This window comes from Bartonella sp. TS25HLJMH (assembly GCF_042193505.1).
Taxonomy (GTDB): domain Bacteria; phylum Pseudomonadota; class Alphaproteobacteria; order Rhizobiales; family Rhizobiaceae; genus Bartonella; species Bartonella grahamii.
The window spans coordinates 8,995-23,151 of sequence record NZ_JBHILV010000015.1; the positions used below are offsets into that span (position 1 = coordinate 8,995).

Annotated in this window: 14 protein-coding genes and 1 tRNA gene; 11 read left to right on the top strand and 4 right to left on the bottom strand. The window is 41.6% G+C overall.

Annotated features, from left to right (window positions below; all coding sequences use genetic code 11):
- Positions 1–2,254: 2,254 nt before the first annotated feature.
- Positions 2,255–2,824: a hypothetical protein gene (locus tag ACFINF_RS06995; RefSeq protein ID WP_375620251.1), complete on the bottom strand. Its 570-nt coding sequence runs from the start codon at positions 2,822–2,824 to the stop codon at positions 2,255–2,257.
- Positions 2,825–3,398: 574 nt separating this feature from the next.
- Here ACFINF_RS06995 and ACFINF_RS07000 point away from each other — a divergent pair.
- The 3 genes from ACFINF_RS07000 to ACFINF_RS07010 are packed head-to-tail and all read left to right on the top strand — an operon-like array spanning position 3,399 to position 5,245.
- Positions 3,399–4,013 (top strand): hypothetical protein, encoded by a 615-nt coding sequence (locus ACFINF_RS07000; protein WP_375620252.1) that lies wholly within the window; start codon positions 3,399–3,401, stop codon positions 4,011–4,013.
- Positions 4,014–4,044: 31 nt separating this feature from the next.
- Entirely contained in the window at positions 4,045–4,728 is a 684-nt protein-coding gene (locus ACFINF_RS07005; RefSeq protein ID WP_375620253.1) for a hypothetical protein, read from the top strand.
- 52 nt (positions 4,729–4,780) lie between these two features.
- On the top strand, positions 4,781–5,245 hold the full coding sequence (locus ACFINF_RS07010) for a hypothetical protein (protein WP_375620254.1): 465 nt from the start codon (positions 4,781–4,783) through the stop codon (positions 5,243–5,245).
- On the opposite strand, the gene ACFINF_RS07015 is transcribed toward ACFINF_RS07010, so the two are convergent.
- The gene (locus tag ACFINF_RS07015) at positions 5,242–7,125 is read right to left on the bottom strand and encodes a toprim domain-containing protein (RefSeq protein ID WP_375620255.1); all 1,884 of its coding nucleotides are present in this window, start codon (positions 7,123–7,125) and stop codon (positions 5,242–5,244) included. The genes ACFINF_RS07010 and ACFINF_RS07015 overlap by 4 nt on opposite strands.
- Before the next feature lie 316 nt (positions 7,126–7,441).
- Here ACFINF_RS07015 and ACFINF_RS07020 point away from each other — a divergent pair, with 316 nt between their 5' ends.
- The gene (locus ACFINF_RS07020; RefSeq protein ID WP_375620256.1) at positions 7,442–7,669 is read left to right on the top strand and encodes a hypothetical protein; all 228 of its coding nucleotides are present in this window, start codon (positions 7,442–7,444) and stop codon (positions 7,667–7,669) included.
- 96 nt (positions 7,670–7,765) lie between these two features.
- Here ACFINF_RS07020 and ACFINF_RS07025 read toward each other — a convergent pair whose 3' ends face one another.
- Complete coding sequence (locus ACFINF_RS07025; protein WP_375620257.1) at positions 7,766–8,836, bottom strand: YdaU family protein; 1,071 nt, start codon at positions 8,834–8,836, stop codon at positions 7,766–7,768.
- A gap of 420 nt (positions 8,837–9,256) precedes the next feature.
- On the opposite strand from ACFINF_RS07025, the gene ACFINF_RS07030 reads away from it, so the two are divergent.
- The 5 genes from ACFINF_RS07030 to ACFINF_RS07050 all read left to right on the top strand — a co-directional run bounded on the left by ACFINF_RS07030 (position 9,257) and on the right by ACFINF_RS07050 (position 12,208).
- Positions 9,257–9,574 carry an XRE family transcriptional regulator gene (locus ACFINF_RS07030; protein ID WP_273788625.1) on the top strand — a complete coding sequence of 106 codons (318 nt, stop codon included), beginning with the start codon at positions 9,257–9,259 and terminating at the stop codon, positions 9,572–9,574.
- A gap of 312 nt (positions 9,575–9,886) precedes the next feature.
- Positions 9,887–10,276, top strand: a complete 390-nt coding sequence (locus ACFINF_RS07035; protein WP_375620258.1) for a hypothetical protein — start codon at positions 9,887–9,889, stop codon at positions 10,274–10,276.
- Positions 10,277–10,278: 2 nt separating this feature from the next.
- Positions 10,279–10,467, top strand: coding sequence for a hypothetical protein (locus ACFINF_RS07040; RefSeq protein WP_375620259.1), 189 nt, complete (start codon positions 10,279–10,281; stop codon positions 10,465–10,467).
- Positions 10,468–10,867: 400 nt separating this feature from the next.
- Positions 10,868–11,611 (top strand): YqaJ viral recombinase family protein, encoded by a 744-nt coding sequence (locus tag ACFINF_RS07045; RefSeq protein WP_375620260.1) that lies wholly within the window; start codon positions 10,868–10,870, stop codon positions 11,609–11,611.
- A 339-nt stretch (positions 11,612–11,950) separates the two neighbouring features.
- Positions 11,951–12,208 (top strand): hypothetical protein, encoded by a 258-nt coding sequence (locus ACFINF_RS07050; protein ID WP_375620261.1) that lies wholly within the window; start codon positions 11,951–11,953, stop codon positions 12,206–12,208.
- Between the two features lie 28 nt (positions 12,209–12,236).
- Here ACFINF_RS07050 and ACFINF_RS07055 read toward each other — a convergent pair.
- Positions 12,237–12,311 (bottom strand) — tRNA-Thr (locus tag ACFINF_RS07055).
- Between the two features lie 177 nt (positions 12,312–12,488).
- On the opposite strand from ACFINF_RS07055, the gene ACFINF_RS07060 reads away from it, so the two are divergent.
- Together ACFINF_RS07060 and murA are read left to right on the top strand one after the other, a co-directional pair.
- A complete protein-coding gene (locus tag ACFINF_RS07060) occupies positions 12,489–12,641 on the top strand; it encodes a hypothetical protein (protein WP_375620262.1) in 153 nt (50 codons plus the stop codon).
- Positions 12,642–12,800: 159 nt separating this feature from the next.
- On the top strand, positions 12,801–14,096 hold the full coding sequence (murA, locus tag ACFINF_RS07065) for a UDP-N-acetylglucosamine 1-carboxyvinyltransferase (protein ID WP_375620263.1): 1,296 nt from the start codon (positions 12,801–12,803) through the stop codon (positions 14,094–14,096).
- The last annotated feature ends 61 nt before the right edge of the window (positions 14,097–14,157 follow it).

Consider the following 14,157-nt stretch of genomic DNA (forward strand, 5'->3'; position numbering starts at 1 on the left):
CAGTATCCGTTGAGGGGAAGGATGCACTCTTTTGAAGGCGGAGTGCATCCTCTACAGTTTGGATACTGCTTCATGAGGGTTGAGCAGTATCCGTTGAGGGGAAGGATGCACTCTTTTGAAGGCGGAGTGCATCCTCTACAGTTTGGATACTGCTTCATGAGAGTGAGCAGTATCCATAGGGAAAGGCCTATTCCGTAAAAAACAGGGATAGCCAAAAGATTTGTTTTTATATTTTTATTGATAGGTTGCTGTATTTGTTAGGGCTATTCATTCTTTATTCTCAATATTTAAGATGATTATGTGATCAGGGTTGTTCGTCAATACAATCGTAAAAGACGCTGAGTATTTTTATAAAAATTAAGATATTTTTGTGCCTTTTTCTTGTTTTTTTTATGTTTACACAAGATTTACACTGCTTTTCAACAGTTTGTTTTTTTGCTTCGCTAATGGCGTTGGCTAAACACTTCAATTATTTTAACTGTTTCAACACCGCCTTAAAATAACAGTGCTTTATAATATGACAAAATGAGCTGTATAACGTTTGATTCTTGTGATTCTTGCGGGATGCTAGAAAGAGGGGGATGTTAGGAGAGATGTTGTATATATTTTTAGTTTATCTTTTAAAGCAGGAAGATCAACATATTTGAGAAGAATATGAAGTGCTATGGATAAAGCTTCCCTCCGTCTTTCCGGATATATTTCTTATTCGGTTTGGCGGTTAAAGAGCAATAGCTGAATGGAATCACGCTTGCTTCATGTTTTTATCCTCACGCTTTAGATTTTTTCTCATGGGGATGCCAGTTTTTTAATGGGGTCTTACGCGCCTTACGTAAAACAGAATGTTCCAAACAGAATATACTTGTGTTGCACATTTATGTCTTTGTTTAAAAAACATCATGTTGTCTTATCTCACAATAATGTTGGTGAATGGGGATGTTGGTAAATGGGATAATGGAGAAATCTCTTGTGAAGTGGAGAAGCCCTTCTTTAAAATCTCATAAGGGGAAAGCCAGCACTATCATACTATTCTAGCGTCTAATATGATGACAGCCTTTGGCTCTTGAGAGTGTTCATAAGAGGCATTTTGATTCTTTATCTTTGACGTGTTTTATTTCATATGTCTCTCATGTTGGTAACGTGCAAAAGACACGGCGTTGATTGTTGCAACATGAAATAAATTTAAAATGAGAGAATCCTTATGATATTCGGGTCTCTTATTTTAATATGAAGAACGGGTGATTATAATTATAAATCAATATGGTGTCGTGATACATCAACCTGTTGGTGGGCTACAGAATAAAGAAAGTCATCAAATATAAGTTATTCTGTTATGTCGTAAAACACTGTCATTTGCGGTTTAGTGATATGAGAGCCAGCCGCCTTGGATATGTTTTAAGTGTTTTTTTAAGGGCGTGGTGAATCTTTAGGGCAGGGCTTGTTTTGTCGCGCCTTGAGTTTAGCTGAAAACCTTGAATGGAAAACCAAGAGTGAAGTCTATCCAAGCTGTTTGTAGATCAGATTGGGTTAAGAACCTTTGTTCTTTGAGGATGGAACGCAAGCCAATTTGACAAAAGAATGATCTATTTTGCGGGTAGATCTTATGGAGGAATAGCACAAAGCTCATAAGAGAGTGATTTAAGACAATACAATTATAAAAAAGTACAGTCATAAAAAAAGTCCTCCGTTACAATCAGAGGACTAAAAGCAGGAGAATTTTAACATTGGCTAGTAGGACATGTTAAAAAATGAATCCAAAAGACCGTATTCAATCCACAGATCCATACTTACAAAACTATTACGCTATAATTAGCAGAGAATTGAAAAGATATCAATATAAAAAATACTTTTTACAAAAAAGAAGATTGTGTCATTTTGCATTAAAAATTAATGAATACTTTTTTCAATTGAATATTTATTTTGAGACTCGACATTAATTAAACAATTAAATTGTATTTAAATAAACTGTATTTAAAGCTGTTATGATGTATGCAAGCATCTTAAACAAAACTTATTCTTCAATAAAAAATGAATAAACTTAAAAGAACCTCATGATGACAGGACTGGTGTGGGGGCAGGATTTTTGTTTTTAAGGGAGCGGAGTGTATTTTGAGCACAAGGGTTTTGTGAAGCTGCATTCTTTGGGGGGCGAGGGGATAGAAAAGGTGGGGAGAGCTGCTCGATAGTTAAGCAGCGTGGGGGGGGGGGTAGAGGGGGCAGCAACATAGGAGGCAGCTTTGAATGGCGAGGAGGGGGATTATTCAAAATGTTTATGGTTTGCATATCCCCAATGAAATGCTAGCAAGTCTAAACAATCTCGTAAATGATCGGCAAGAGAATTTTGTTTGCGTTTTGAAGAACTTAATTCTTTGATTGCTTGTCCATAGCCGATAACTCGTTCAAGCAGTGAATAGCCAAGAATACCCAGTTGAACTTTGATTGTTTTTAAATGATTAGATGCTTCTATTTGACGTTCAATGGGGTGTGTGTACCCTTGGCTACAGGAAACCTTTTCACGGGTGTAGTCAAGGCTCATGTGGAGATCGGCTTGACTTTGACGCCAGTAAAAATAAAAACGTTCTGCTGCTTTATATTGGGCTTTGCTGAGATGTCCTTTGGCGTATAAAAGTGCAATGGGATGGCTTTGTGCATTGGCAATGGCATTGATGGTGCGTGGATTGCTAGAGTTTTCTGGATGATTGGGTTGAAAATAAGGATTACTCGTTTCAACAGGGATTTCTTGCGCCTTTAAATGACCAATGTGCTTTCCTTTATCTTGATGATCAAGCGGGCAGGTTTGCGTATTTTTTTTCTCTTGATGGTTCATATCATCTCCTTAAAAATTTTAAATTTGCTTCGCTGTGCAAAAGAAATGGGATTATGCTGTTATATGCTTGTTGAGGGATGCGTTTTTATGTCTGCTTTTTTGCGTGAGGGGCAATTTTCTAAAAGGGTGAGGGGGCGCTTCTGTTGGCATTGTTATTGGTTTATAGGGGAGGCTTTACGGGAGCGGAGTATGTTGTTTGGCGTGGATTTTCTTCTTGAAAGGGTTGGCATTTTTCTGCCTTTGGGCTCTTGTCTTTGTTTTTATTTATGCGGGAATCAGGTCTTACGGGGTTACAAGGAAGGCTTTTTTTAAAAAAAGGCGTTGAGCTTCATTCTTATCGCTGTCTCTAAGTTTGTTTATGCGCAAGCTGAGCATTTTGGTTTGACTTGGGTGTGGTTCTCAAACAAGTGCGTGTTTAACATTCTTTTTGGCGTTGTCTTTGGTCTTATCCTTGGTCTTATTTATCTAAGGGGCAAGGCGTTTTGGGTTTAGGCTTTCATTCTTTGAAAAGGATTGATCTTTTGCTGTATTTTGGGCATGGTCTCTGATTTTTACTTATGAAGGAGCGGGGCGTATGGTGGTTGCGCGGGACATGCTTTTGAAGGGGCTGATGTTTTGCTGCGTTATTGGTTTGGTCCTTGGTTTTGCTTATGAGGGTGCGGGGCGACCGGTTATTACGTGGGAGGTGTTTTGGCAGGGGGTGGAACTTTCTTGCATTGCTGGAGCAACCTTTTGTTTTATTGTTGTGGGAGCAAACAGTAGAACTGTATCGTGGGGCGTGTTTTTCAAGGCTGTGGTGTTTTGCACCATTGCTGTAGTGGTTCTTGGCTTTGCTTATAAGGGAGCAAAGCGTTTTGATATATCGTGGGAATTTTTAGTGATGGGAGCGGTGTTTGTTGCATTGCTGGAGCTGTCCTTGGTTTTACTTATGAGGGTGCGGGGTAAATGGATATCGCGTGGGGTGTCTTTTTTGAAGTTAGCGGTGTTTTCCTGCGTTGTTGGAGCTGTTGTTGGATTGGCGCATAATGGCGCCAAGCATATGGGGGTTCGCTGGTTTGTGATCTCGAACAATGGGGTGTTTGCGGGCACTATTGGACTTGTTCCTTTTTTTGCTCTGGAGGGGGTACGGTGTATGCGTGTACTGTTGGGGGGCTTAAAAAATGAGCATTTCTCTTCTCTATGGGCGTGATCTTTGATGTTATTGCTGTGAGGGGTATTTGATGTCGAACGATGTGATGTTTTGGCTTTTGTTGGGTTTTTTCTGCTTTTTTGCTCTTGCCTTGATTTTTATTTATGAGGGAGCAAAGCGTCGCTCTGTTGCAGGGTGGATGTTTTGGAGATGGGTGGTGCTTTATGGCGTTGTTGCCACCTATTTGGGTTTTGTTTATGTGGGCGTGGGCAGGCGCGCTGTTGACGGGGAGCTGTTTTTGAAGGGGGCGGTGTTTTCTTGCATTTTTGCAACTGTCCTTGGTTTGGTGCATCTGGGCGTCAAGAGTATGCCTGTTGCTTGGCAAGTGTTCTTGAAGGCGGTCATGTTTTGTTGCATGATGGGCTTTATCCTGTGGTTTGCTGCTGTGGGCGTCAGGGATATGGATAGCATAAGGGCGGTATTCTTAAAGGGATTGCTCTTGACTGTATTGTTGAAAGTGCTCTTGGGGTTCTTTATACGCGAGCAAGGTGATACGGTGTTACAGAGGTCGTTGCGTGTTTTGAATTTTGTGCTGTTTTGCTGCATTTTGGCACTAATCCTTTTTTTTACCCGCGAGGGAGCAGAGAATATGGGGTTGAGCTGGCTTTGGTTCTCGAATGAGAGGGTGTTTTCCTTTATTATTGGATTTCTTTCTCCCTTTATTTATCAGGGTGTAAGGCGTGCGCGTGTTCTAGGGGCTTGGTTCTTGAGGTAGGGGGTGTTTTTTTTCCTTATGGGTGTGACCTTTAATTTTACTGTGGTTTATTTTGGATATTGATGTCGAACGATTTGTTTTTTTTGCTGTTGTTGGTATTTCCCTCTTTTTGAAGGAAGTGCTGTTTTACGGCATTTTAGGAGTCGTCCTTTTTTTGGCTCTTGAGGGGATGGAGAGTATGGACATACCGTGGGGACTTCTGTCCTTGATAGGGATCGTGTTTGCTGTAGTGTTGGAGTGGTTCTTGATTTTGCATATGAGGGGGCGGCAAGATGGGGTGCTGACGCGTTGTTTGTGGTTATTGAAGGGGTTGGTGTTTTGCGCCATTGCTGGAGCGACCTTTTTTTGTTTGCGTTTGGGAGCAGAGAATCTAGAGTTGGGCTGGCTTTGGTTGTCGAAGGATTGGGTGTTTTTTATCATTTGTGGATTTATTCTTCCTGTTGTTTATGTGGGAGCAAGGCGTGCGCGTGTGAAGGCGGAGGCGTTTTTTCAGAGAGTGGGCTTTATGGAGTATTAAAGATAACGTCGAGGGAATGATTGTTCAAAAGAACAGCGATAGCGGTAGGTTTGGGGATCAAACCAAAGACCAACTTTGCCTTCAAAATCGCCAGAACGTTGTTTGGCTATATTTATAATGACGCTAGGGCGTTTGGCTAAATCTGCTTTTTCTTGTGCTAGAGAGGCGGCAAAGATTTTGTCTTCTAAGGATCGATTGCGCCAAATGGTGATAATGTTAAAGGCATTGGCACCAATTTCTGAGGCGCCTTTAATGTCTTCTGTGCTGGGGATATCTTTATCCAGACCGCTTTTGCGGGCATGGGCTACAAGATGAATGTGTACACTGTTTAAAACAGCCCAATCAACCATTTTATAAACGGCTTGTTCTTGTCCTGCATAATCATCAGAGGCAATGCCAAGCCGCATAAGACTGTCGATGATAAATTGATCACAGCCATAGCGCGCACGACAGTAGTCAAAGACATCAAGCAAGGTGTCAACGCTTGATTTGCCAACATGTTCATAAAGAATAAGCCCATTGTCTAAAAAATGAAGAATCCGTTCAATCGTCTCTTTTGTAGGCTTCTCTAAGCCGCCCGTTTGTTTGGTTAAACGCCGTAAAGATTGTTCTCCTTTCATTTCTAGAGACGCTAAGCAAAGTCGACTCTTTTGCGCAATCCAATGGGGAATACAGTCTGATAACAATTGGCTTTTGCCTGCACCACTCGCACCACTCCAAAGCGTTAATTCTGCTGGGCGGAAATGCAATTTGTCCTTCAGTTTAGGATAGGGAACCGTATAACCAAGATGTTTTTCAGGCTCTGGCCAAAAAAGCCCTATTACTTGATTTTTATAGTCTGAGGCGCGCCGTAAACCTTCTGGTGCAAAGCTTTGTGCTGAGGAAAAGGCGGCTTTTATGGTGGCTCTATCAATCCCTGCGGTTAAACAGTCATTAGCATCTTTGCAGGGTAAACGTACACGGTAGCAACGGTGGCGTCCAAGCCTGCTGGCAATTTCACGGGCTGCTTCTTCTCCGGGCTGGTCCATATCGGTGGCTAAAAAAATCGTTTCAAAAGATTCTAGATGATCAAATTCATTTTCAATCCAGTTATGTTTGCCTCCACTTCCTCCCCCAAAGGGAACAGAAACCGCCGGATATCCATAGGCAGCTAAAGAAAGCGCATCAATTTCTCCTTCAGTGATAACAATTGTACGGTTTGTTTTTGTTGAAGAAAGCGTGGGAAATGGCGTGCACTCCGTTAAGGGCACATGCTGGGATGCGTGTGTAGAGGCTGGGTTGGTTGGCGGTGTGTTTTGGGGGGAGCAAAGGGCTTGCCAACCAAACAAAATCGGTTCACATTGAGAGGCTGTTGGTTTGGTTTTTGCTCCTGCTTGCGCGAGCCGTTCTTTGACTAAAGCAAGAGTACCATCGGGTTTATAAAAGGGGAAAATGATTTTTTCACCATCTTCTCCTATGCGGTAACGCTCTATAACTTCTAGAGGAATGTGGCGTTCTTTGTGGAGATAGTTTTTTACGAGATTCTGCGGGCTCTGCCCTGTAGGAACCGGTGGATGGCGATAGGAACGATGAGGGACCATAAAGGGTTTGGGGCGTGTCAGATTGAGAGTCGCGCGTGCTTCTTCTAATGCTTGAGAGAGGCTAATGCCTTTGACTTCACACCAAAGGTCTAAAAGATCTCCTCCAGTGCCTTCTGCAAAATCATACCAAAGTCCTGCTCTACTACCACTCAAGCAAATTGATAAACTTTGACCAGCTTCACCACGTGTGTTGCCTACAATCCAGTTGTTGCCTCGTTTGTGCCCTTGGGGAAGAAGCATTTCTGCTATTCTATCTGCTTGTGAGATAAGTTTTTGTTTGATTTCAAAAATTGTGCTCATGGTTATTCGTGAAATGATTGTTGTTTTTCTCAAGATTTAGGAGATGAGGACTCTCTTTTTGCTGTTCTAGCCATTCGATCTGATAGTGAAATCTGTGATGCCATGGGGATTGCCAATAGTCGCGAAACTTCTTGGCTTGCCAATGGGGTTGGCTTTCACTCAAACCTTTTGAAACTGCTGCCTTGATGTCTGTTTTCTAATGCTCAGGAAGACGGTACCCCTTTTGGCAAAGGCGGTAATTGGAAGAAGGGTGTTGCTCGAGAAAGAGGAGGGGGATACAGAGAGGCTGGAGAGCGTTGTTTGAAGGGTATGATCTTTGCTGAAAGTTTCTGAAACTGCTGCGTTGATAACTATTTGCCAAGTGCATGGAAGACGGTATCCTTTGGCAATTGAGGCAGTGGGTTTTTTGTTGGAAGAAGGCGGGATGGATACAGAGAGGCTGGAGAGCTTTTGTGTTCCTTTGCGTCCAAGAGATGAGGCGTGTAGAGCGAGCGCTTTTGTGGTGAGAGTAGTAGGGGTGATGTTGACTCGTTTTGCTGTATGAATAGCTTATTTCATTGTTGTTTTTGTTATTATTTTTATGGTTTTGAAACATTTTTTATCTCCGCGCGTGCTTGAAAAATACGTTGTTCGTGTGATGTCAAAAATTGTCGCTATAGTTGATCAAACTGCGGTAAAGCATGTCGTTGCTCTCAGAGATGAAAGATGAGGAGCTCCCCTGTTTTTGCTGTTCTAGCCGCTCGATCTCACGGCGAAACCAGTTGCGCCATGTGGCTTGCCAGTCTACTTTGAGAGCTTCTTTGCCGCTTTTGGCTTGCCAATAGTCGCGAAACTTTTTGGCTTGCCAATGGGCTTGGCTTTCATTCAAGCCTTCTGAAACTGCTGCCTTGATGTCTGCTTGCCAATGCTCAGGAAGACGGTGCCCTTTGGTAACTGAGGCAGTGGGTTTTTTGTTGGAAGAAGGCGGGATGGATACAGGAAGATTGCTGAGTGGAAGATTGGTGGCGGATTTTGTTTTTTCCCTCGTGACAATTTGCGTAATAGGGGCGGGGGCAAAATCGGCTTGTGGAGCGTTTAAGGGAGAGGCGTTTTTTTGCTCCGCTTCTTCTTGTGGAGGGGAAGGGAGAGCAGAATCAAGAGCTAAAGAGAGAGACTGCTGATCGCTTTGTTCAAAGGTCTCTTCGCAGGAAAAACAAGGTTCTGTCTCATCAAACAAAATTTTCTTTTCAAAAACACCGTGAGGTGTTTTCTTTTCTTCTGTCTTTTGAGCTTCTAAGCTTTGTGCAGCATCTTTTGTACTCTCGTTAAGCAGTTGTTGAATCTCAGCATTGATTTTCTTGCGCTTTTTTGCCGAAGAACGACCCGCAAAGGATTTTTGTTCAAGCAATTTTTCACGCTCTTGAAAAACATTTTCGCAACGCTTGTTCCATAATCCATTGGCTAAATTTAAAATCTTACCCTCTTGGATGAGCATTTCTAAAACATTAACAAAAGTTCGCTTGTCACAACCACAAAGACGCGCTAAACGTTCTTCCGATATTTCTAGAGGACGACCGCGAGCATACATTTCATTGAGAAGAATCGTATAGATTCCAATTTCGTGTGCACGCATCCCACGAACACCTCCTAGAAAGTCATTTTGATACCAACAAACATACGGAAGCCTAGACGATTCATAATGAGGAGTTTCTTGTTGATTAGCGTGTTTCATACTGCAATCTACTTTCTTTTTTTATACATTTTTATTGACGATAAAAGCGCAAATAGGAATTTAACTTATGTTTTGTTTGGCTCTGTTTGGTGATGACTAGAGGCTTCTTTACGACGTTTATAAATGATTGGGTGTGCTTGAAGCGCATGCAAACTTACGATTTAAGATTGCGGTGATGGAAAAAATAAAGAGTAGCACACATTTTCAATGTATCTGCTTTGGGGTATTTGCTTTGGGCAGCAACTTTTGGAGGTGGCCTTTTATGGGATGGTTAAAGTGTTTTTATGATCCAAAAATAAAAATTTCTCTCCCTAAAAAGTAAAATTTGTTTCCTTAATTTTATCCTTTTTAGAGGATAATGCAAGCCCGTTTTATAAAAAGGGCGTGTTTTTTTAAAAAGACGCGCTATATGGTGGAATTATGAATATCGATGGTTGGCGTCAAAGATTAAGAATCGCTTTGGAAAAAAGTGGGCGGTCAAAGAGATCTATCTCCCTCGCGGCCGGTAAAGGCGCGGGGTACCTTCATTCTATTCTTTCTGAAGGAAAAGAACCAACAATCGAATCTCTCTCGCGAATTTGTCACGAAATTAATATCAGTATGAATTATATTCTTTACGGGAAAGGGGCTAGCCCTGAAGATAAAGAATTTATAGAGCTTATTTCAAAACTTTCTCCGCAAGAGAGACAGGCGATTTTGACTCTTTTGCGGCGACCCGTTGACGAAGCTCCAAAATAAGTTCTTTCTGTGCTTTTGAATTAAGACGACTCCAGTATTTTATTAATATTATATCACTCATTTTATCTCTCCTATGTGTTTATAATTGTAATCGAGTAAGAACAAATAGAGAACAACAAAGGGACATGAGGGGAATAAAGAATAATAGACTTTTATTTACATATGTCATTTGAACCCCGCAGAGATTTAAAATATATCTTTTATGAAGGATAAAATGATTGACATCTCTCCTATAGAGGATATAAGACTAACGCTATATTTAGTCTTGTCAAGACAAGGCTATGCTTTATCAACTATCTAAAGGGGGAAATAATGAAAAATATTCCATTCGTTAAAGAGGATGAAATCATTATCGTTTTATGCGAAGAGGAAAATCCTGATACTTATGAAGGACCAATCGACGAAATCGAAGAAGTGCTCGAACTGATTGAAGAATGTGAAACTGTTTATAGAGTTTTACGACTCGACCTGACAACTTCTCATGCTGAAGATGTTACGGAACAACTCGCTGATTTTTATGTCGAAAATCATGAAATAAATGAAGAAAATACGCCATTGCAGCCCTTCGTTTTGAATAGCGAAGCTTATCATGCTTGTTTAAATGAAAGAGCGGCTTGCGAGTATGAAGATAATCTCTATGGCTCTTATGAAAAACAGCATCGTTTACGCCCATGTGATGTCTTGACAGATTATTGGTGGTAAACATGCCAAGTTATCTCAAGACTTCTTATCAAGGGATTCCACTTTATTATGCTGGAAATACGCGAAATTTAATCAGACTCGAACCACAAAAACACAACGCTATTCTTTTCATATCGCAAGAGGTGGCTCAGTCGATGGCAAAAAAATTGGAGGAAGAATATTGCCGCCATGATTTTTTCGTCGTGCAATAACGAGATTGAAAAAGAGAGCCGCAATGATGGGCCAAGTGCTTTTTTATTGCGGTGACCACGGTGCGCGTTATGTTTTCCTTCTTGGGGGGAGGAGCTTGGGGGAAATTTTTAGCCGATATGAGACAGGGAGCATGAAGAAAAGAGCCTATATATGAGAAATTACGGGCGCTTTGCGAGGGGAAAAGTTATCGGCTGGGTTTTATTGGGGGGATTGAGAAACTTGCGGGGGAGGAGGATGTTGAGGGGGGCAGTTTTTGTGTTTTCAGGGGCACAATATTTAAGGATGCATTGAAGTATGCTGTCGCCTTTAGTCCGTGTGAGGGACACAGCTTAAACAATGTGAATATTTCAAAGAGGATGTATTGCAAAAAACACTTTAAAGGTGAAGGGGAGAAATATTATGCCAATCATTATCGATTGTATTCAGGGAACGGAAGAATGGCAGAAAGTGCGTAATGGTTTGATTACGGCTTCTTTGTTTGAGATGGTTATGGCACAAAAAAAACAGGGGCAAAAAACTTCACGATACCATAGTGTGATGATGAAATTGGCGGGAGAAAGAATTACAGGAAAAACCGTTGAGGAAGGAACAACGGTTTCTCAGCGACGCGGGACAGAATTAGAACCAATCGCACGACAACTCTATGCAAAACTTACGCATACAGAACCTGAATGTATTGGCTTTGTTTTGGCAGATGATCGCGGACAAGGATTTTCCCCCGATGCTTTTGTGGGAAAAAATGGCTTATTAGAAATTAAAACAAAAAAACCTGAAATTTTGATCCCTCATTTCATGCAAAAGAATTTTCCAGCAGAACATAAAGCACAATGTCAAGGAGGATTATGGATTTCTCAACGCGAATGGGTGGATTTAATGCTCTATTGGCCTGATATGCCACCTTTGATTAAACGTGCTTATCGTGATGAAGCGTATATTTGCAAGCTTGAAAATGAAATTAGCCGTTTTAATGAGGCTTTGGAGAAGATGGTACAGCAAATTAAGTGTGTTGAGACAGGTTTTAGTATAAGGACAGAAATTGTTTTGAAAGAAAGGAAAAACAGAGAGTGGGGAACGAATGCAAAGCGTCTGCTGGTGGGCAAAACAAGAATGAGGCGGGCAAGAAAGGGATCTGTACAGCGTTGAATGGGGGAAAAGTTTTATAAAAAGGAAAGAGCAGAGGGGAAAAAGCAAGTGGGGTGTTTGAGGAGACCGCAAGTAGGGAGTTTGGAGTGAATATGAAAGTATGCTGGAAAATGGAGGAAGATGTTTGAAGGCGAAGTGGGAGCGTTAAAGCTTGTTTAGACGTATTGGGACACGTGTGTTCTGGGAGCTTTTGTGCTGAGTATTAAGGGGGGCATTATTTTACTCATGATGGGCCAAGTGCTTTTTTATTGTGGTGACTATGGTGCGCGTTATGCTTTTATTTTTTAAGGCTATCTGTTTTAGTCAGTATGGGGAAAGAGAGGTATGAAGAGCCTATGCATGAAGAACTGTGGGAGAGGTGTGGGGGAAGTGAGGTGGTTTAGGGAGAAAATGGGGAAAGGATGGTTAGGGGGAGTGATAAGGAAAGGGAGGCATGTTGGGGCGTGGGTTTTAGCTGCTTTTATGTTGAGTATTAGGGAGGCACTAATAAATAAGGCAAGAGCTTTTCTTACTGAGAGAGTGCTGTGCATGATACTTTCGTTGATGGAGGATTCAATGGAGGTGATTGATATTTGTAGAAAAAGAGGAGAGGGGTAAGAGAAGAATAAACAAAAGAAGCATAAAATGGTGCTGCGAGAGAGGATTGAACTCTCGACCTCTCCCTTACCAAGGGAGTGCTCTACCACTGAGCTACCGCAGCCCCTTTTCAATCTTTGCGCTGTCTTGTGCCATATTGTCAGAAAATAGGCAAGAGAACATTTGTATATTCTTGCAAGAAAACGTATCTTATGTCATGACATATGTTTCTTATACACTTAAATATTTAAGGCTATGAGTTGCTTGGATAGAAGCTCAACACTGTTTAAAAGGTTGCGCAATGACACAAATGCATCAAAAACAAAAACAAAATGAAATGAATCACCAAGATGAAAAAACAAAACGACGTCAAGAAAGATTGGCGCAACAATTGCGTCAAAACCTGAAACGTCGAAAAGAGCAAAGCCGACAAAGAGCGCAAACAGAGCTCTAAAATGCAAAAAAATGTTTTTTAGTGAAGCTTTGCAACTAAACTTCTCAATAATTTGTTCTCATATTTAGAGTGCGTTCTAAAACGATTAATAAAGCATAACTTCCCGAAGGGGGAAAAACCTTTGGAAGGGCAGGCACAAAGGAAAAGAGGGAAAACACTATGGATTCTATTCAAATTGTTGGGGGAAAAAAACTTCAAGGAACAATTCCTATATCAGGGGCAAAAAATGCTGCATTGCCTCTTATGATTGCGGCACTTTTGACAGAAGAAACGCTCACTTTAGAAAATATTCCTCATCTGGCCGATGTCGAATTGCTTATTCGTATCCTCAATAATCATGGTGTGGGATATGCCGTTGATGGACAAGAGTTTAACGATGAGTGTGTGAATTCAAGAACAATTCATTTTACTGCGCAAAAAATAGCTACAACACGTGCGCCGTACGAACTTGTGAAAAAAATGCGCGCAAGCTTTTGGGTTATCGGACCTCTCCTTGCACGATGCGCAGAGGCTTATGTTTCGCTTCCTGGAGGATGTGCTATTGGAACAAGACCTGTCGATTTTATCCTTGAGGGACTCAAAACTTTAGGCGCACAGATTACGATCGAAAATGGATATGTTCATGCAAAAGCACCAAGGGGGTTAAAAGGCGCTCACTATCGTTTCCCTAAAGTCACTGTTGGTGGAACGCATGTGATCCTTATGGCGGCGACACTGGCAAAGGGAACAACCGTTCTTGAGAATGCGGCTTGTGAACCAGAAGTGGCAAACCTTATTCGAACCCTGAATGCTATGGGGGCTCAAATAACCGGTGAAGGAACAACAACGCTTACAATTGAAGGGGTTAAAAAACTTAAAGGGACAAAAATACGCGTTATTGCTGATCGAATTGAAGCGGGGACATATGCAATGGCTGTTGCTATGACAGGAGGAGATGTCTTTCTTAAAAATGCAAATCCTAACCATCTCACAAAAGTGCTTAAGGTGCTCCAAAAAACAGGACTCGAGATTCAAATAGAACCTCAAGGAATTCACGTTAAACGAAATCCAAAAAACACAAAAATTATGCCCGTTGATATTAAAACAGGACCTTATCCTGCTTTTCCAACCGATCTCCAAGCACAATTCATGGCGCTCATGACGCGTGCTGAAGGAATCGCGCATATTACAGAGACGATTTTCGAAAATCGTTTTATGCATGTTCAAGAACTCAATCGCTTGAGGGCGTCGATAAAGCTTGATGGGCAGACGGCAACCGTCTATGGAACAGAGAATTTGCAAGGGGCTCCTGTCATGGCGACGGATTTGCGTGCTTCTGTTTCTCTTGTGATTGCAGCATTGGCGGCAAAGGGAGAAACAATTGTCAATCGTGTCTATCATCTTGATCGTGGATTTGAGAGGTTGGAGGAAAAATTAGTCCGTTGTGGCGCAAAAATCCAACGCATCACAGTGTAATTCCCTTTGAGGGTATTCTTTAATCTCTCTTTTCGGGGGGCTTAATCTCAGACAACAAGGT